This is a genomic window from Niveispirillum irakense DSM 11586, assembly GCF_000429645.1.
Taxonomy (GTDB): Bacteria; Pseudomonadota; Alphaproteobacteria; order Azospirillales; family Azospirillaceae; genus Niveispirillum; species Niveispirillum irakense.
In genome coordinates, this window is record NZ_AUCG01000023.1 from 279285 (window position 1) to 299247 (window position 19963).

13 protein-coding genes are annotated in these 19963 nt (G+C 60.9%); 4 read left to right on the plus strand and 9 right to left on the minus strand.

All coding sequences use genetic code 11. The features are described from left to right. Window positions 1-244 precede the first annotated feature (244 nt). Window positions 245-2452, plus strand: a complete 2208-nt coding sequence (locus G473_RS0113470) for a beta-glucosidase (protein ID WP_035707142.1) — start codon at window positions 245-247, stop codon at window positions 2450-2452. Between the two features lie 108 nt (window positions 2453-2560). Here G473_RS0113470 and G473_RS0113475 read toward each other — a convergent pair whose 3' ends face one another. The 9 genes from G473_RS0113475 to G473_RS0113515 all read right to left on the minus strand — a co-directional run bounded on the left by G473_RS0113475 (window position 2561) and on the right by G473_RS0113515 (window position 16271). Further along, the gene (locus G473_RS0113475) at window positions 2561-3199 is read right to left on the minus strand and encodes an isochorismatase family protein (RefSeq protein WP_029013532.1); all 639 of its coding nucleotides are present in this window, start codon (window positions 3197-3199) and stop codon (window positions 2561-2563) included. A 93-nt stretch (window positions 3200-3292) separates the two neighbouring features. Further along, window positions 3293-4471, minus strand: a complete 1179-nt coding sequence (locus G473_RS0113480; protein ID WP_210163321.1) for an alpha/beta hydrolase — start codon at window positions 4469-4471, stop codon at window positions 3293-3295. 83 nt (window positions 4472-4554) lie between these two features. Continuing rightward, window positions 4555-6963 carry a TonB-dependent receptor gene (locus G473_RS0113485; protein ID WP_051330262.1) on the minus strand — a complete coding sequence of 803 codons (2409 nt, stop codon included), beginning with the start codon at window positions 6961-6963 and terminating at the stop codon, window positions 4555-4557. A 569-nt stretch (window positions 6964-7532) separates the two neighbouring features. Then, window positions 7533-7802, minus strand: coding sequence for a helix-turn-helix domain-containing protein (locus G473_RS26870; protein ID WP_161630992.1), 270 nt, complete (start codon window positions 7800-7802; stop codon window positions 7533-7535). Between the two features lie 111 nt (window positions 7803-7913). Continuing rightward, window positions 7914-8810, minus strand: coding sequence for a hydroxymethylglutaryl-CoA lyase (locus G473_RS0113495; protein WP_029013535.1), 897 nt, complete (start codon window positions 8808-8810; stop codon window positions 7914-7916). 112 nt (window positions 8811-8922) lie between these two features. Beyond that, window positions 8923-10041 (minus strand): glycosyltransferase family protein, encoded by a 1119-nt coding sequence (locus G473_RS0113500; protein ID WP_029013536.1) that lies wholly within the window; start codon window positions 10039-10041, stop codon window positions 8923-8925. Between the two features lie 81 nt (window positions 10042-10122). Next, window positions 10123-11790 (minus strand): SulP family inorganic anion transporter, encoded by a 1668-nt coding sequence (locus tag G473_RS0113505; RefSeq protein WP_051330264.1) that lies wholly within the window; start codon window positions 11788-11790, stop codon window positions 10123-10125. An 89-nt stretch (window positions 11791-11879) separates the two neighbouring features. Then, window positions 11880-13982, minus strand: coding sequence for an alkaline phosphatase D family protein (locus G473_RS26875; RefSeq protein WP_051330265.1), 2103 nt, complete (start codon window positions 13980-13982; stop codon window positions 11880-11882). Window positions 13983-13997: 15 nt separating this feature from the next. Further along, window positions 13998-16271: a TonB-dependent receptor gene (locus G473_RS0113515; RefSeq protein WP_029013538.1), complete on the minus strand. Its 2274-nt coding sequence runs from the start codon at window positions 16269-16271 to the stop codon at window positions 13998-14000. Window positions 16272-16547: 276 nt separating this feature from the next. Here G473_RS0113515 and G473_RS0113520 point away from each other — a divergent pair, with 276 nt between their 5' ends. From G473_RS0113520 to G473_RS0113530, 3 genes are all read left to right on the plus strand, one after another. Continuing rightward, entirely contained in the window at window positions 16548-17780 is a 1233-nt protein-coding gene (locus tag G473_RS0113520) for an ROK family transcriptional regulator (protein WP_035707150.1), read from the plus strand. A 115-nt stretch (window positions 17781-17895) separates the two neighbouring features. Further along, window positions 17896-18792 carry an ROK family protein gene (locus tag G473_RS0113525; protein WP_035707153.1) on the plus strand — a complete coding sequence of 299 codons (897 nt, stop codon included), beginning with the start codon at window positions 17896-17898 and terminating at the stop codon, window positions 18790-18792. A gap of 20 nt (window positions 18793-18812) precedes the next feature. Beyond that, entirely contained in the window at window positions 18813-19961 is a 1149-nt protein-coding gene (locus G473_RS0113530; protein ID WP_029013541.1) for an AGE family epimerase/isomerase, read from the plus strand. Window positions 19962-19963 lie beyond the last annotated feature (2 nt).

Below are 19963 nucleotides of genomic sequence, written 5' to 3' on the forward strand. Positions count from 1 at the left end.
GGGGGCTAATTGTGGGTAAGGAAACGCGTGATGGCAGAAACCTTTCACTGTTTATCCGCTGTGTGGCGATGGACGCCCGCTTCCCGTTGATTTGTATGATCATTAATAGCCGACTGCCCTTTGATACTTGACCACCAGCCGGACAGGTCATCCCTGTGCGTTGGAGCCGGTTTCTTACGACTGTCAGGTTGAAAACTTCAACCAACGCGCAGTTGCCCTATCGAATTATTCAAGGGGATTGGTCATGACAAAGAACCGGGTTCTGAAGCCCGTGCTTGCCGCTGGTCTTTACGCGGGAAGCCTCGCCTGTTCCACCCTTGCCATCCAGGCGGCGGAAGGGTGGCGAAACCCGGCCTTGTCGCCGGATGAGCGCGCCCGCCTGCTGGATGCCGAACTGACGCTGGATGAGCGGATCGGCCTGCTGCATGGCCCGATGGCGCTGACCTTCCCCGGCGGCCCCCCGATCCCGGAAGGGTCGGTCGGTGGTGCCGGCTTTATCCCCGGCGTGCCGCGTCTGGGCATCCCGGCGCTGAAGGAAACCGACGCCAGCCTGGGCGTGACCAATCCGGGAGAGGTGCGCCCCGGCGACACTGCCACAGCATTGCCGGCCAGCCTGGCCCTGGCGGCCAGCTTTAACGCCAAGCTGGCTTATGATGGCGGGGCGATGATCGCCAAGGAGGCGGCGGCCAAGGGCTTCAACGTCTTGCTGGCCGGTGGCGTCAATCTGGCGCGCGATCCGCGCAATGGCCGCAATTTCGAATATCTGGGTGAAGATCCGCTGCTGGCGGGTGTGCTGGGCGGGGAAAGCATCCGCGGCATCCAGGGCCAGAACATCATCTCCACCGTCAAGCATTTCAGCCTGAACGGGCAGGAGACCGGGCGCTTCTACGCCAATTCCGTTATCGAGGAGGCGGCCCACCGGGAGAGCGACCTGCTCGCCTTCCAGATCGCGATCGAACGGGGCAATCCCGGCTCCGTCATGTGCGCCTATAATCTGGTGAATGGCGATTATTCCTGCGGCAATGACCATTTGCTGAATGGCGTGCTGAAGGGCGATTGGGGCTATAAGGGCTGGGTCATGTCCGACTGGGGCGCGGTCCATGCCATGGATTATGCCGTCAAGGGTCTGGACCAGCAGTCGGGCGAACAGTTGGATCAACAGGTCTGGTTCGGGGAGCCGCTGAAGCAGGCTGCCCTGGCCGGTACCGTCCCGGCGGCACGCTTGTCAGACATGTCACAGCGCATCCTCCGGTCGATGTTCGCGGCGGGCCTGTTCGATGGCAAGCCGGTGAAGCCAGCCATTGATAATGATGCCCATGCTGCCATTGCCAAGCAGGTGGCGGATGAAGGGATCGTGCTGCTGACCAACAAGGGCATCCTGCCCCTGGCGGCGGGGGCGCGGAAGATCGTGGTGATTGGCGGGCAGGCCGATGCTGGCGTGCTGTCCGGGGCCGGTTCCTCCCAGGTCACAAGCCATGGCGGCAACCCCCGCATGGTGCCGGTGGGCGGCGATGGCCCGATGGCCATGTGGGGCCGTCAGACCTTCCACAATTCCTCACCGCTGAAGGCCCTGCGCGCGGCCTTGCCGGAGGCCACCATCACCTTCCAGGATGGGCGTTACCCGGCCGAAGCAGCGGCGGCGGCCAAGAATGCCGATATCGCCATCGTCTTCGCCACCCAATGGATGGCGGAAGCGCTGGATGCCTATGACCTGTCCTTGCCCCAGGGCCAGGATGCGCTGATCGAAGCGGTGGCGGCAGCGAACCCCAATGCCATCGTCGTGCTGCAAACCGGCGGCCCGGTGCTGATGCCGTGGAAGGACAAGGTGGGGGCAGTCGTTTCCGCCTGGTACAGCGGGCAGAAGGGCGGTGAGTCCATTGCTGACGTGCTGACCGGCAAGGTCAACCCGTCAGGCCATTTGCCGGTCACCTTCCCGACCAGCCTGGACCAATATCCGCGCCGTGATCTGCCGGGCTGGGGCCTGCCCAAGAAGCAGCAATTCGATGTGGTCTATGATGAAGGGGCGGATGTTGGCTACCGCCGTTACGCCGCCCTGGGGATGGAGCCCCTGTTCCCCTTCGGTTACGGCCTGTCCTACACCAGCTTTTCCTATGACAAGCTGCGGGTGAAAGGTGGCGACACGCTGACCGTCAGCTTCGAGGTGGTGAATACGGGCAAGGTCGCCGGCAAGGACGTGCCGCAGGTCTATCTCTCCGGCGCCGATGGCAAGAAGCTGCAACGCCTGATCGGGTTCGAGAAGGTGGATCTGGCACCGGGTGAGCGCAAGACGGTGACCATCAAGGCCGATCGCCGCCTGTTGGCGGATTTTGATGCCAGCGCCCGGCAATGGCGTATTGGCGGCGGCAGTTATGAGGTCACGGTCGGCCCCGACGCCGCGACCGCGGCGTTGACCGGTAAGGCCCGTGTCGGGCGTCAGACAATCAAGCCGTAAAAGTGATGCCCCTGTCCGGTCCGGCAAAGACCGGGCAGGGGGGCAAACGAAAGGGCCGGGGGAGCGATCCGCCGGCCCTTTTTTGCTGTTCTGCTGTGCTGATCAAAGTCAGCTTTGCAAGGCGGCCAACTGTGTCGTCGCCTCTGCCAGCGAAATCACGTCGGCATATTTGGCGTTGAGGTCGAACAGGTTCGCCTCATGCACGCGGGCATCCCGGTCGCCTACCGCCTCGCGCACCACCAGCGGCACGAAGCCATGCTGGCAGGCATCCAGCGCCGAGGCGCGGACACAGCCGGACGTGGACAGACCCGCGATCAACAGTGTGTCGATGCCGCTGGAGGCCAGGGTGGAAGCGAGCGAGGTGCCAAAAAACGCGCTGGCATATTGTTTGGAGATGACGGGTTCGCCTTCCTGCGGTTCCAGCCCATCGGCAAAGGCAGCCCATTGCGGATATTTGTCCCGTTCAAAACAGGTCAACGCCTTGACCTTGCGAAAGAAGACGCCGCCATCAACCCCGCCCGGCGTATAGACGACATTGGTGTGGATCACCGGAATGCCGGCAGCGCGGGCGGCCCGCAGCAGGGTGGCCGCATCGTCGCGGGCTTGCTCCACCCCGGCATAGAGCGGGCAATCCTTTTCCAGATAGGCCTTCACGAAATCGATGATCAGCAGGGCAGGGCGCTTGCCCCAGCCCAGACGATTGCCGAAACCGGCTTGTGCATAATCGGCATTCAGATCGGTGGCCATATCGCGTGATCCTTACAGCAGTCGAAAACAAAACGACCTTCCCCGATAGCCTACGGGGAAGGTCGTGCCTTTAATCTTGATGTGCGCTGACCGTCAGTTGAACAGCAGCGGCGCTATCTGTTCCAGATAGGCACGCCAGTTGATCCAGGTGTGGCCGCCTTCGCTTTCAACATAGGTGTACTGGATCCCGTAATCGGACAGGAGCTGCCGGAAAGGCGGCGCCATCTGCATGACGAAATCCTCCTTGCCAATGGCGTAGAAGACCAGACCGCCAGCCTTGGCGCGGGCCTTCAGGTTGGCATCATTGACCTTGCGGTAATTCGCCGTCTGTTCCGCCGACAACATGCCGATGGAGAAGACGCCGATGGAGCCGAACACATCCGGCCGGGGCAGGCCGAACTGGATCGTATGTGCGCCGCCCATCGACAGGCCGACCATGGCCCGGGTCTTGGCCGCCGCCTGGGTACGGAAATGCTTGTCGATGAAGGGGATCAGATCCTTGTGCAGATCATTACCGAAATCGGTATTTTCCATGCCCTGCACGCCTTCACGCGCCGGCGTGTGGCCATAGGGCATGACGATGATCATCGGCTTGACCTTACCCGCCGCGATCAGGTTATCCAGGATGTAATTGGCATTGCCTTTCATGGTCCAGGAATCGTCGCTGTCGCTATAGCCATGGACCAGATAAAGGACCGGGAAACGATCCTTGCCCCCGGCCTCATAGCCCGGTGGGGTATAGACATGGGCGCGGCGCAGGATGCCCAGGCTGGCAGAAGGATATTCCACCATGGAAACAACACCATGCGGGACATCAGCCTTATAGAACTGGTTGGATTTGCCATCGCCCGGTAATTGCACGATGGACTGCACCCCACCCAAGGCTTCGGCAAAGCGGGTGCCGCGCGGATCCGCGATACGCAGGCCGTCAACCTTGAACACATAGGTATAGACGCCGGGATCAACCGCACCGCTGGTGGTCACCGACCAGTAATCATCAGCATCCTTGGTCATCGGCAGGCCGGGCGGCTTGCCATCCATCCCGGTTGGCACGCTGTTCATTTCCTGCGGCAGGACGATAACGTCCTTGGCATCTTTCGCGCAGAGACGGAAGGTGACGCGACCGTCGGCCAGATGTTCCACAGACTGATATTCCAGCGGCGGCTGGAAGAAGGTCCGTTCCTCGCATTTTGCTTGTGCGGCCTGTGCGGGCAGGGTCGCCAGAACCAGCGGCATGGCCGCAAGAAGGGCGGGCAAAAAAAGCTGACGCATGAACGCTCCTGAAGGGCGGTGACGTGGCCGGAAACGAACATGCCCACGGGGACAGCCTTGTCCCTGTGGGCATGCAATTAACCTCAGAACTTGTACTTGGCCTGGACACCCAGGGTACGCCCGTCACGCAGACCGACATTCAACGTCGAATAGGTGAAGGAGGGGGCCGCTGTGAACAGGATGTTATTGTTGACCGACGTGTAGCGACGGCTGTCGAACAGATTGTTGGCAAACACATCCACGGACACGGCGCCAACTGTGACACCGGCGCGGGTATTGAAGATATGGCTTTCCTTGGTCTTGACCACATTGGCCACATCCGACCAGACGCCGGACTTGTAGTTATAATCAAGGCGCGCGAACCAGGTAGCATCGCCCCCGACATCAAGATCGCCGTTCAGCAGAATGCCACCGGCAGCCGAATATTTCGACGTTGACGGCAACTCGTTACCAGAGAAGTCGCTGCTGCCGACCAGGAAGGTAACCAGCGGCGCATCATAATCCTTGATCTTGCTGTCGTTGTACGCACCGGCAGCCGTCAGGGTGACCATGTTGGTCAAGCGGAAGGAGCCATCGAACTCCAGGCCCTTCATGTCGGAATTGCCGCTATTGATGGTACCGAACACGCTGCCGAAACCACCGGTATCCGTCACGAAAGTCTGGATGACCTGGTTCAACTGATCACGCCACTGCGAATAATAGGCCGCAAAAGTGTAGCGCAGGCGGTTATTGATGCCGGTGCCTTTCAGACCCAGTTCGTAGGTCGTAACCTTTTCCGGGCTGACAAACAGGTCAATCCCCAGGCTCTTGGCGACGGTCGCGGTCTGACCGGTATAGGTGACAACGCCAGAATTCAGCGACGCCGGGTTAACGCCCTTGGCCACGGAGGCATAGGTCATGACATTATCCGACCAATCGTACTGAACGATCAGACGGGGCAGGAAGTTCTTATAGGTCTGCTCTGCCAGTTTCGATCCGGCTTCATAGGTGCCGGCGGGCACGAAGGTGCTGTCGGTCACCACGATATCGGTCAGCGGCGAGATGTAAGCGTAGAGCTTATCGATCTGGTAGCGGCCTTCGACGCTGGCGGTCAGCTTATCCGTGATGTTGTAAGTGACACCAAAGAACGCGCCATAGGTCTTGGATTCCGTTTTGCCGGACGGGGTGACCTCATCATTCAGGATGATATTGTCCAGCGTATCAACGGTCCGCTTGCCATTGGCGCTGAGATAGGACATGCCGGCGACGAAGCTGAGCGCCTCACCGTCATTGTAGCTGGTGCGGAGTTCCTGGGAAAAATCCTTGGAAATGTTCTCCACCAGATAGGCCGAGCTGAAATAGGAGCGCAGGCCGTTGGTGGGGGTATAATTCGGGTTGGCAATGCCGGAGCTGTCGTAATTGCCAATGTCGGACAGCGAACCCCATTCCTCGTGGTTGATACCGGTCAGGGAGCTGATGGTGAAGTTCGTGTCCGGAATATCGTAATCCACGACCAGATGGGCATGGCGGTAATCACGGACAAGACCATAGCTGTCAACGCCGTCATCCGGGTCGATCAGGCGGTTGGTGGTGACCGCCAGCGCATTGCGCACGAAGCTGTCGACATTATAGTTGCCGGCGGGCGTCGTGGCGGGCAGGGACGGGACCGTCCCGCACATGAACGGATTGAAACCGCCAAGGGTGCAGTTCGACTGTCCGGGCACAACGACGCGACCCGTGCTGTCGGTGACAGGAATGGCGCTGATCAGCCCCAAGGCGGCAGGGCCGTCCTTGTCGTGGGAGATGAGGCCGAAGGCCTTGATGGTCAGGTTTTCCGTCGGCGTCGCCACCAACAGAAGGTTGGCGTTGCGTGACGACTGGTCACCCAGGGTCATGGACGGGTTGGCCTGGTTCTTATAGGTGCCGTCCTTGGCATTATAGTCACCGGCGATACGGAAGGACAGCTTGTCCTCAATGATCGGGCCTTCCAGATCGGCTTGAACGCGACGGGCGTTGCGGGTGCCGATCATGGTGGTGAGGCTGCCGCCGAATTCGCCGCTCGGCTCCTTGTTCACAACATTGAGAGCGCCGGCGAAAGTATTGCGACCAAAATACGCCGATTGCGGGCCACGCAGCAACTCAATGCGTTCCGGGCTGGACACGCTCATCACCGCCGTGGGGGAGGAGACGGGAACGCCGTCGATGAAGGTAGCAACCGGCGTGCTGTCGGTTGTGGCCGGCGTGAAGCCGCGCAGGATCAACTGCTGGAAGGAGCGGTCGCCACGACCACTGGAATTATTGTTGATGTTAAAGCCAGGGGTTTGTTCCGACAGGTTCTGAACAGAAGTAATCCCCCGCTGCTCCACCTCCTGCGCTGAGACGGCGGTAACGGAAACCGGCGTCTTCATAATATTCTCAGCGCGCTTACGCGCCGTAACGATGATTTCCTCCAGTTGGAGCGTATCACCTTTCTCGGCTTCACCCTCCTGGGCGAAGGCCGGTGCGCCGCTCATCGTTGCCCCAAGCGCGATCATGAGCGCGAGTGAGGAAACAGACATTTTACCGTTGAGCTTTACATGATTCATTATTGTCTCCCGGTCCAAAATTGACGTTTGTATTTAAACGCAGCCCTTGTCCTGCGTTTCCGCCATAGCTCCGCACTTCCTGGATTGTCATCCAGGTGTAGTGATCCCTCAGTCTGCACTGGAGCTTCTAGGATCGTTTAGTTGGGTGGATGATGGGTTTTGACAGAAAATCACTCAAGCGCATCTAAGCCGTTGTCCGACACACGGTCAAAATTCCTGTAATGTCATATAAAATGGGCGATATCAGCGACCATAGCGAAAGTAAAGTTATGTAAAGAACTGTAATTTAATATTAAAAATAATATGTTGCATCTGATAATGGGTATTTTTATATCGAAGTAAACATTTTTTAATCTATAATTATAGGATCGCGCGCTGGTCGTCAGCTTGTTGTCAAAAATCTATTGGTATCTGCTATCCCAAGTGCTTACGGGCGACCGCCCGTCCTGATGGCAATGGGGGAGAGTCTCCTGGAGGATTGATCCTCGACCAGACTACTACTGGGGAGACCAGCCAGCCCGCAACCGGCCCCGTCGCCGCCAGCGACCGGCCATCGCTTTGGCCATCATGCAGTAATAGCCCTGGTAATCGTTGCCGAACCGATCCCGGAAACGCGTATGGTAAAAGTTGCGGTTGATCTGACGATGGATCGTCCCGCGATGCCGGCCAAGCCGCGCTGCGATCTCCCGAACCGGGATCAACGCCTGGAACGTCTCGTCAATCACGCGCTGTTCCGCCAAACTTAGGTGCGAATAGTTCTCTCCCATGGCAGCTTCCATTGCTAACCATCTGATTATAAAAGAGAGTCGCACTTCAAAATAGAATCCACCGCCCCACAGATTTTAGATTGAGAAGTTATCTTATGGAAACTATAAGTATCACCCAACGACCGCCAACCGCGCCCGGCCAGCCTTACTGCCATTGGCGCGGCCCAGTTGTTGGCTGATCCAGCCGCCGATCCGTGCCACTTCATCCAGGTCCGCGCCGGTGGACAGGCCCAGCCCGTCGAACAGATAAAGCAGTTCTTCCGTCGCGACATTGCCGCTGGCGCCCTTGGCATAAGGGCATCCACCCAGTCCAGCGACGGCGCTGTCCATCACCGTTACGCCCTGGTCCAGACAGGCCAGGATGTTGGCGACGGCCTGACCATAGGTGTCGTGGAAATGCAGGGCCAGTTTGGCAACTGGCACATCCAATGCCACCCGCCGCAGCATGGCCGCCGCTTTGGCCGGCGTACCGACACCGATCGTATCGCCCAGGCTGATCTCGTAACACCCGATCTCAACCAGCGCTGCTGCCATTTCAGCCACTTTTCCAGCATCCACCGCCCCCTCATAGGGACAGCCCAACACGCAGGAGACATAGCCCCGCACTTTTATGCCCGCTGCCAAGGCCCGCGCCGCAACCGGGCGGAACCGGTCCAGGCTTTCAGCGATGGTGCAATTGATATTGCGCTGACTGAAAGATTCTGACGCCGCCCCAAACACGGCGATTTCCCGCGCGCCCGCGGCCATGGCGGCATCTAAGCCCTTCTCATTCGGCACCAGTACCGGATAGCTGACGCCGGATACGGGTGAAATTTCAGTCAGCAATTCTGCACTGCCGGCCATCTGCGGCACCCATTTGGGGGAAACGAAAGCCCCCGCCTCCACCGTCTTCAAGCCAGTACGGGCCAGCCGGTCCACCAGGTCCACCTTGGTGGCCAGGGGAACAATGACGGGTTCATTTTGCAGGCCGTCGCGGGGGCCAACCTCGACAATACGGATATCCGCCATTGCTTCCTCCCTTGTGGGACGCCTGCTGGCACCCCTTATATTTATCGGGATAATAGGTCAGCAATACTGACTTAGCCAAGGGTCTTTAACATCGGCGTGGCAGATTTTCTGCTTATAGAGCCCGGTTAGTGCCCTGCGTGGTATCGGCCAGCATTTCCAGAGCTTCCGCAACCCCGTCCACATCGCCAACGGGTACGCGGATATAGGTCTGGCCCGGCTTTGCGCCGTCGCGGCAGATCAGGTCGACATCGGACTGGTCAGACCCGATATACAGCACAGCCTTGCCCGACGCGATGCAGCCATAGGTCTTGGACGGAATGACATAGCCGACGAAACCGTTGCGCAATGTGATCAGGTGAGCATCGGGTGTGACCAGCAACCGGCCCAGATCGCCAAACGGTACCGGCTGCCCGCGCACAACGGGCAAGCCTTCGGCTTTCAACCGCTCTTCCACATGGGTGGCGCCGACACCGATGGCATTCAGCCATAGGCCAACCCGCCCGCTGCCCTGGCGGTGATGGCGAATATAGGCGTTGATGAACGTATCCGTTTCATGTGCCACACCCCAATTACCGGAATAAAGCAACACGACCTTGCCGGCCAGTTCAGCCGGGATCGGCAAAGGCTGTTCTGCCCCCGTCAGTTCGACCGGCGGCGGATCCCGTTTCAGAACGATATTTTCAGGCGGAATGCCATAAGATTGAAGCAGCCGGCGTTGATCCTCCCCCGATGCTTCGAACCGCTGGACCCGACGGCGCAGCCACAGGGTCAGTTTCAGGAAGGCATTTAAAGCCGCAGAAGGCTGGCGGCGCGAAGCGATCATACATTCCGGATGAAAATCCGCGATCCGGTAGATCAGTTCCTTCTGCAATATAAGGTTCAGCGGCACGAGATAATGCAGAAGGAAGGGCGGCGACCCGGTGAACAATATCTGGTCCGACGCTTTCAGATAGGACCAGGCCGCACGGATCAACGCCATATTGGTCCGCGCAGTCCAGATGAGGCGACGCGCCAGATTGGCCCGGTCCAGCGGCGGGGCCGCCAGCCGCAGGACACGAAGCAGACCCTGCCCGATTTTTTCCTCCTCCAGCCGGGTGTCGCCGGAGGTAAGGCCGACCAACGTCACCTCATAGCCCTGCGCCGCCCGCTCCCGGCAGGAAAGCAGGGCATATTGGCCAACGGCGCCAAAATCGGGCGGCAACCAATCACACAGATACACAAGACGGGGCATTTGAACCTGTTGGCCGGTAAAGCGAGCCGGCATTGACCGGGAAGCGGCACGGCCTGTCAATATGGCAGGCCGTAACAGTCGCTATCCATGGTGAATGTCATGTGCGGTCTTCTTTGCGCGGATCAGATCGGCCGCCAGGGTTACCTGGTCCCGCCGATGGCGGATACCCAGCCCATGCAGCACGCCCATGGGCTGGCGCTGCACACCGGACAAAACGATATGGGCGCCGCGCCGGCGGGCACGGTTGATCGCGGTCATCACCGCTTCCGCCCCCGTGGCATCCAGCAGGGGCACCGCCGCCATGTCCAGGATCAATACCTTCGGCGCCCCCCCGGCCCGTTCCAGCACATCGGCAAGTTTACGGGCGGCCCCAAAAAACATCGGTCCGTCGATACGATATAAAACCGTGTCCGGCGGCAGGCCGGCAGCGGCATCGGGTTCCTCGTCCGTGACACTCACCGTTTCCGACATGCGGTGCATGAACAGCAGAGCTGCCAGCACCACGCCCACCTCAATCGCCACGGTCAGGTCGATCAGGATGGTCAGCAGGAAGGTGGTGACCAGCACCAGCCGGTCCCCCATCGGCGCGACGCGAAGCTGATGGGCGAAGCGGCCGGCATCGCTCATGTTCCAGGCTACCACCACCAGAACCGAGGCCAGCACCGCCAGCGGCACATAGGCTGCCAGCCCGCTGAAGGCCAGCATGAACAGCAGCAGGAAAACCGCATGCAGCATGCCCGAAACAGGGCTGCGGGCGCCGGAACGGATATTGGTGACCGTGCGAGCAATGGCGCCAGTGGCCGGCAGCCCGCCAAACAGCGGCGACGCGATATTGGCAACACCCTGGGCCAACAATTCCGCATTGGGGCGGTGGCGCCGCCCGGTCATGCCATCGGCCACCACGGCGGAAAGCAGCGATTCAACCCCAGCCAGGAAGGCGATGGTCAGGGCGCTGGGCAGCAGCACCCGCAACTTTTCCAATGACACATCGGGAAAGGCCGGCATGGGGAGATGATCCGGGATACCACCGAACCGGGACCCGATGGTTTCCACCCCCAATCCCGTCAGCGGTACCAGCACCGATGCCAGGACGACAGCGACCAGGAAGGCCGGTATCTTGGGCGCCCAACGCCGGATTGCCAGGATCAGCGCCAGCCCGCCCAGCCCGATCAGGGCCGCCGGTCCCACCGTATCCCGTGCCTGCCAGAAGGCAGGCCATTTTCCTAAGAAATCCGCAGGCACATCAGCCATAGATAGGCCCAACAGATCCTTGATCTGGCTGGAAAAAATAATGACAGCAATGCCAGCGGTGAAACCGGTCACCACCGGTTCCGGGATATATTTGATCCATTGCCCCATGCGGGTGACGGCGGCAATGACCAGGATAATACCTGCCATCAGCGTGGCCAGCAGCAACCCGTCATAGCCATGGCGGGCAATGACATCAAAAACGACAACGACGAAGGCCCCGGTCGGTCCGCCAATCTGCACCCGGCTGCCGCCTAGGGCGGAGATGATAAAGCCGGCCACCACCGCCGTGATCAGGCCCTTATCCGGCGTCGTACCACTGGCAATCGCCAGGGCCATGGCCAGCGGCAGGGCCACGATGGCCACCGTCAGACCCGCCAGCGCATCATGGCGCAGGGCGGACAGGCCATAACCTTCCCGCAGACAGGTAACGAGTTTCGGCAGCAATTCCCGCCACAACGGCGTGACCGTGGGGGATGATGGTGTAATGGGTGCGGACATGAAGGACGCCTATGGGAAACAGGCCCTGGAGGAAACCCATCAAGGGTCGCCGCCAGGGCCCGATGCCGTCAAGTCCCCTGCCCCGCGTATCAGACGAGCGGGAAAGGCTTTTCACCCGTGATTTCAGGCTCTGCCATGGCCGGTTTGGCATGACGGCCCCAGGGCGCCACGGTGAAGCGCGCGGTGCGGCGGATCGGCGCGCCGTCCTTGCCATATTGGTGCTTGGCTGTTTCCACCGTCACCAGTTCGGCAACCAAACCATTACCATCTGCCGTCAGCAGGCCATAACCGTTGCTGTCCGTATCGACATAACGCAGATGGCGGTTCTGCTGCGGGTTGTCAGCGGCAAGGGCGGTGGCGATATCGCCGCTTTTCGCCAGGGCCATGGCGGCGCGCGTGCCGTGCCGCAGGGTCAGGTTGAAAGCGGGCAGCATCTCCCCCGGCTTGCCAAACCGGTCGCCATCGGCGGCCACCAGCGGCCGTAACGGGCTATCCGGCTTCAGATACCCCGCGAAGGAACGGAAAACCGGCGTGGAACTGATGCCCGTGACGCTGAATTCCACGGCCACCGGCGTGGGGGACGGGGCGTCATAATCATCATTGATCAACCCGGCGAAGCTCTGGTGATGGTCGCCGGACAGGCTGACGACATTGCCCACACCCCGGTCTCGCAGATAGGTCATCAACTCCCGCCGCTCGGCCGGGAAACCGTCCCAGGCGTCGGCCGTCAGCACCAGCGTGGTCGCTTTCGGGTCAATCGCCCCCATATCCAGGCGCATGGGCAGGAACGGGACCGATGTCGCCAGCAGCTTCCAGGTGGCGTTGCTGACGGTCAGCGTCTGCTTCAGCCACTCCTTCTGCGTCGGGCCCAGCAGGGTACCGGCGGGATGGTCTTTGCGCGGGTTGGGGATCTGCTTGTCACCCAGCGGGATCATGGCGGGCGGATTGCCACCATTGGCCGTGCGTCCGGCATCCATCAGGGCCACCAGCGATTGGGGCAGCATATAGGTCGCCTGCCCCGTCATGGCCATGGCCAACTCATCCGGGATGGCATGGTCAGAGCGATAGGAGCGGGTATCGGTCAGCACCAGATCAACATGCCGGCCAAACCGCAGGGAGCGGTAGATCGTCATGGAGCCAATGGCCGCCAGATTATTCGGCTCCTGCAACAACGACGCATCATCAACGGGGGCGTTGCGGGCATCGATATCAATGATTTCCGCCGGGGCAAAATCCTTCGCCGCCGGGGCGACCCCTTCCATGCCCGGCGTACCGGTCAACAGGGCCGGGATATATTCAAACCATGCCTGATTGGCCGCCAGCTTGCCCGACGGCAGGGACCGGCCTTCAGGCGTGAAGGTGACGATGGTCTGCCAGTAATCATTCACGAATTCGTGATCGTCCCAGATGGAGACGAAGGGGAAGCGGGCGCGCGCTTCCCGATAATCCGGATCGGACAGATAGGCCCGGTAAAGCTGCCGGAAATCAGCGAGATTCAAGGCATGGCGGGCGGCCCCCCATTTCGTGTCACCACCACCGGACGGCAGGGCGGGCAAAGCGCGCTTTGCATTGCCATAGCCGACAGTCTCGTAAATCTGATCCCCCAGATGCAGGACGAAATCGATCCTGTCGCCGGGGGCCGCCTTCTCATCCTGCCGGATCAGCGTGCGGTAGGCGCCATAGAACCCATCTTCAAAATTCTGGCAGGACACAAAGGCCAGCTTCACCCGCCGGTCGGCATTGGGCAGCGGGGCCGTGCGGGTGCGACCCGTCAGGGTGCCAACGCTGCCATCCTCCGCGATGAAGCGGTAATGATAGGTCCAGTCCGGCTTCAGCCCATCGACCAGCACGCGCACCGTATGGTCACGGTCGGCATTGGCGGACAGGCTGCGTTCCACCACCACGCGGGTGAAATCCGGTGTTTCGGCCATTTGCAGGGTCAAACGCACCTGATCGGGTGTTTGTCTTTCGCGGGCTTCCACCCGCGTCCAAAGCATGATGCCGCCGGGCTGGGGATCAGCAGACGCCAACCCTTGCGGGAAATGAAACCGACCCCGACCGGCGGCGGCGATGGCAGTGGCGGGGATGAAGCCGGTGGTGGCCGTGGTGGCCACAATGGCGCCCGCCGCAAGCATCCGTTCCAGGAAGGAACGACGGTTCAGATCGGTGCTGGTTTTCAGATTATCGAACATGATGGCCTCTCCCGATCAGAACCGCACCGACACTTCCACGCCATAGAAGCGCGGCGGTCCGGCAATGAAGGTGGGCAGGCCGAAAGCGCCGCCAGTGTTACCGGCGTCGATCAGATATTCCCGATCAAACAGGTTCTGGGCATAGGCGGTAACGGTCCAGCTTCCATCCGCCGCGCGCAGGCCGGCGCGGAGATTGGCCGTGCCATAGGCGCCCTGGCTGATGGCGGGAAGGTTCGTTTCCTCAAAATAGACCCGTGATTTCCAGGAGAAGGTGGGGGTCAGGAACATGTCGACGCCTGATCCGCCCAGCGGCTGGACAAACTGCGCGCCCAGCGAAACACTGTGCTTGGGCGTCAGGCGGAAGGTATTGCCGGCCAGGTTCTGCGGGTTGCCGTTGGAGTCCGTGTCATCGAACTCGGCATGGATGTAACCGTAATTAGCGAAGAAGGAGAGCCAGTCCGCCGCCTGGACATTGACGGCAGCTTCCATGCCATAGGCGGTCGCCGTGCCACTATCCACCACCACGGCAATGGGCGAGCCATCGGGCCGGGTGGAGGTCTGGAAATTGCTGTAATCGTAATAGAAGGCAGAACCTTCAAGCTGCACCCGGTCGTCCAGCAGGCTGGTCTTGCCACCGGCCTCATAGCTCCAGACAATCTCGTTCTTCAGCGTATTGGACGCCGATGCCGTGACCTGTACCACGGCCGGGCGACGACCACGCGACACGCTGGCATAAAGCAGCGCATTCTCCGCCGGCTTGTAGCTGGCGACGAAGCGACCGACCACACTGTCGAAATCCCCTTCCCGCTCCTTGCGGGCGACATTGCCAAACTGGCTGCCCAAAAGGCTCGCGGCACGATCAACCCATTGCTCAAAAGCCGATTCCTGCTTTTCATGGGTGTAGCGCAGGCCGGCGGTGAGCGAGAATTCCGGCGTGATATTATAGGTACCGTCGGCAAAAACATCGTAGGCCGTATTGGTCCCGTAATTGGTGAATTCTGCCTCCGCGAAAGTGCGCAGCGGCATCAGCCCACCGGGGAAAGCGGGATTGGGCAGCGCCGCCACGCCGGGATTGACCGCACCATTGGGCAGGATCGGCGGACCGGCAATGGCCGCCAGCGCCGGAACGGTCAACAGCGCCAGCGACCGCTCATTGGTGCGCAGTGGAACAAGCTGATAGCCCTTTTCACGGAAATAGCTGGCACCGACAAAGCCCTGGAACCGGTCACCATCATCATAATTCAGGCGCAGTTCCTGGCTCCATTGCTTGGAATGGGCCTGTTCCCCGAATTCCAGCAGATAGGCCTGGGTGCCGTCCGCGTCGAACTCTTCGTTGGTGTCAAACTTGCGATAACCGGTGATGGCGGTCAGGTTCAGGCTGTCTGACAGCCGGTATTCAGCCGTGAGGTTGACGTTGAACAGCTCACGATCCACCCCCAGCTCGTCGCCACGGTTGAGCTGGGCCGGTTCAAACGGGCTGATCGACCCGCCGGCAGGGGCAAAACGGTTATTCTTGAAGGAGGTGCCGGTATAATCATCCTTCTGGTAATTGACGATGCCGGTGAGGGTGAAATCCTCTGACCCTTCGAGCAGCACCGAACCGCGCAGCGCCTGAACACCGATCCCGTTCAGGTCTTCCTTGGTGCCCGGTGCCAGATTTTCCACATATCCATCACGCTGCCGGCTGATGCCGGCAAGGCGGATGGCGGCCTTTTCGGACAGCGGTGCATTCACCACCGCTTCATAGGTCTGCTGGCCGTAATCACCGATCGCAACGCGGCCGGAACCGCCCATGCGGTCCAGTTCCGGCTTGGCGGAGATGATATGGACGGCGCCGATCTGGGCACCGCGACCGAACAGCGTGCCCTGCGGCCCCTTCAGCACTTCCACCCGTTCGATATCGAAAAGCTCCACCACGGCGCCGCGCGCCCGGCTGGCGGGAACGCCATCGACAAAGACGGAGACGCGGGCTTCCTGCTGGGCAGAACCATTATCCGAGGTGATGCCCCGGATCACATATCCAGGATTATTAGGGCTTTGGAGCTGGATTTGAAGACCGGGCACGAAGTCCGACAGGGTGCTCAATTCCGTCAAACCCAGATCAACCAGCTTGTCGCCGCTGAAAGCGGTGAGGGAGATCGGGACATCCTGTGCGCTCTGGGCCCGCTTCTGGGCCGTCACCACAATCTCTTCCAGCACCACCTGCGCCTGGATGGCGGGTGCCTGCAAAATAGCGGTGATCCCGGCAATGCCGGCCAGCAGCCATCCGCGCAGCCCGATACGATCCATAACATTCCCCTTTTGCTTAACCGGCGGGGACATGTTTCCCGTCCACCACCCATGGGCGGCAGGATATGGGACGGCGTTACAGCGTCATGATGGGCGGGTTAAACTATTATTTCCAATCGGATACAGCTTTGCGCACAGAGGCGTGGCTGCTGGCCGGACACAGCCTGGATGCCGTGCGGCCAGAGCGGAAAACAATAACCAAAACAATGATTGTGCCGATTGCTTTACCACTGTAATCGAAGAATTACTCTCCGGTGTCCAGGATCGACCTTCGCGATGCAATCCTATAATCCACCGCGTCTTGCCGACATGCACCCTTCCCTGGGGGCCAGCCTGTCGGGCACCAATCTGGAACGGGCGGGGGATCATAATCAGCGGGTGACCTTGCAGGCCATCCGGGTCAGCGGCCCCGTCACCCGCGCCGATCTGGCGGAAATCACGGGGCTGACGGCACCGGCCATCGCCAATATCACCAAACGGCTGCTGAAAGACGGGCTGATCCTGGAAGCCGGCCGGTTGACGGGGCAACGCGGGCAACCAGCCATGAAGCTGGCGATCAACCCGGATGGCTGCTTTTCTGTCGGGCTGAATATTGACCGCGACCACGTTACCCTGGTGGTGCTGGATCTCATGGGACAGGTGCGCGCCCGCGCTTCCCATGAGGTGCAATTCGCCCTGCCGGGCACCGTCACGGCATTTTTCCAGAAAGAGCTAGAGGCCATTCTGGCGGAAGGCGATATCAAGGCTGACCGGGTCATCGGCATCGGCGTCGCCCTGCCCGACGATCTGGGCCGGATTTCCCTGCCCAATCAACCAGCGGGATATGAGGCCTGGAACAATACCGATATTGCCGATCTGGTTGGGGGGCTGCTGCCTGTCCCCGTATATCTGGAGAATGACGCGTCAGCCGCAGCGCTGGGGGAATTACAGTTCGGGCATGGGCTGCATCATCCCAGCTTTGTTTATATCCTGATCAGCCGGGGGCTTGGCGGGGGGCTGGTGATTGATGGTCATTATTACCGCGGCGCCGATGGCCGCAGCGGTGAAATCGGCTTTATGCCCATTCGCCCAACCACGCCGGACAGGCCGATCCGTACCTTGCAGGATGCTGTCTCCCTCTCTGCCCTGTTCGCCTTCCTGCAGGCGCGGGGCTGCCCGCTGGATCGGCCGGACCAACTGGCGGGTTTAGATGCGGACGGCCGCGCCATCGTCCGGGAATGGATCGACCAGGCCGCCGATCATCTGATCGATCCCATGCTGGCCATCAGTTGCCTGATCAACCCCGAGGCGGTGTTCCTGGGGGGACGGCTGCCGGTCGATATTGTCGATGCCCTGTGCAACGCGCTGAACCGGCGGCTGGATGGTTTCGCCGGCATGGTGCCAACGATGGCGCCGGTACAGCGGGCAGCCATGGCCGCCGATGCCCCAGCCGTGGGGGCCGCCATTCTGCCCTTCAACCACCGTTTGCTGCCCTCCCAAAGCGTATTGAGGAAAACGGCGGAGGAATAAGCGACGCGGGGTGCGATTAAATATTTCAATTTTCTTATTTCATTCTGGTTGGTAATGTGGGCTCGCAATCCGGCTTTGGCTGGCAGTCCTCCCTTTCAGGTTTCAGCGTGCGGGTATGACGATCAGGATCGGTGTTGATTTCGGTGGAACCAAGATTGAGGCGGCGGCCCTGGACAGCGCCGGTAACTTCCTCGCCCGCATCCGAACGGCCAATCCGGGCAGCTATGATGCCGCCATTGAGTGCGTGCGCGACCTGATCGGACGGGTAGAGCAGGAAGTGGGCGGAAAGGGCTCGATCGGCATCGGCGTTCCGGGGTCTATTTCCCCACGCAGCGGATTGATGCGCAACGCCAATTCCACCTACCTGAATGGCCGCACTTTCCGCGAGGATCTGTCCGCTGCCCTGGGCCGGGATGTGCGCATGGCCAATGATGCCAATTGCCTTGCCCTGTCCGAAGTTGTTGATGGCGCCGCTGCCGGCGCCAAGGTTGCCTTTGCCATCATCATCGGCACGGGTTGCGGTGGTGGTCTGGTCGTGGATGGCAAGCTGGTGGAAGGGGCGAACGGCATTGGCGGGGAATGGGGCCATATCCCCCTGCCCTGGCCCAACCCGGATGAATTACCCGGAACGGAATGCTGGTGTGGCCAGCGCAACTGCCTGGAAACCTGGGTTTCCGGCACCGGCCTGCAGCGCGATTTTGCAGCCGTCAATGGCGCCAGCCTGGATGGCGGTGCCATCATTACCGGCGCCCGGGCTGGTGAGCCCGCCGCAGCCGCAGCACTGGACCGCTATATTGACCGGCTGGGCCGTGCCATGGCGCTGATCTGTAATATCCTCGATCCGGATGTCTTCGTGCTGGGCGGTGGCCTCTCCAATGTGGAGGAACTGTATCAGCGTCTGCCCGATGCCATCCGCCCCTATGTTTTCTCAGATATGTGGGAAGCGCGCATCGTTCCTGCACGCTGGGGTGACAGTTCCGGCGTGCGCGGTGCCGCATGCCTGTGGCAATGACAGGCGGCAGGAGAAAAACCATGCATGATGCCAAGATGAACGCCGCCACCCTTCGCGACAGCCTGAAGGATTGGGCACTGAACAGCGCCTTCCCGCTCTGGTGGGATCGGGGTTACGACCATGAACAGGGTGGCTTCCACGAGAAGCTGGCACTGGATGGAAACCCGGTCTCTGCTCCCCGGCGTGCCCGCGTTCAGCCGCGCCAGATTTATTGCTACACAGTGGCAGCCTCCATGGGCTGGGACGGCCCGGCTGAAAAGATCATTCGTCTGGGGCTTGACCTCTATCAGACCCGTTATCGCCGGCCTGACGGCCTGTTCCGCGCCCTGGTCAGTGCGGGTGGCGAGGTTCTGGATAACAATGTCACGCTTTATGATCAGGCCTTTGCGCTGCTGGCACTGGCGACGGCGGGTGAAGCGCTGGGCGTGGTGGAACAGCACGAGCAGCAGGCCCTGGCATTGCTGGCCGCGTTGCATACAGAGCTGCGCCACCCGGTCGCCGGCTTCCTGGAGCCGGGCGGCGATCACCGCCAGCAATCCAACCCGCACATGCACCTGTTCGAAGCCGCCCAAGCGTGGGAACAGGTGGGCACCGCCCCCGCCTGGGCCGCCCTGGTCGATGAGATTGCCGATATGGCATTGACCCGCTTCATCGACCCGGTATCGGGGGGCCTGCGGGAGTTCTTCGATGCGCAATGGCAGCCGGCAGCCGGCACAGATGGCCGGATCGTGGAGCCCGGCCACCAGTTCGAATGGGCTTGGCTGCTGATGCGCTGGGGACAGCGGCGCAACCATTCCGGTGCGATCAAAGCCGCCCTGCGGTTGGTGGAGATCGGGGAGCGGCACGGTGTTGATCCGGCCCGCAATGTCGCCTGCAACAGTCTGCTGGATGATTTCAGCATCCATGACAACAGCGCCCGCCTCTGGCCCCAGACGGAACGCATCAAGGCCGGTGCCCTGGCAGCGGAAATCACGGGCGAGGCTGACTATTGGCGCATCGCCGCCGATGGTGCGGCCGGCCTGCTTCGGTATCTGGATACGACGGTTCCCGGCCTCTGGTTCGACCGGATGCAGGCCGACGGGGCCTTGGTGGAGGAACCGTCACCCGCCAGCAGCTTCTATCATATTGTCTGCGCCATCGCGGAGCTGGACCGGGCGCTGGGACAGTAAGG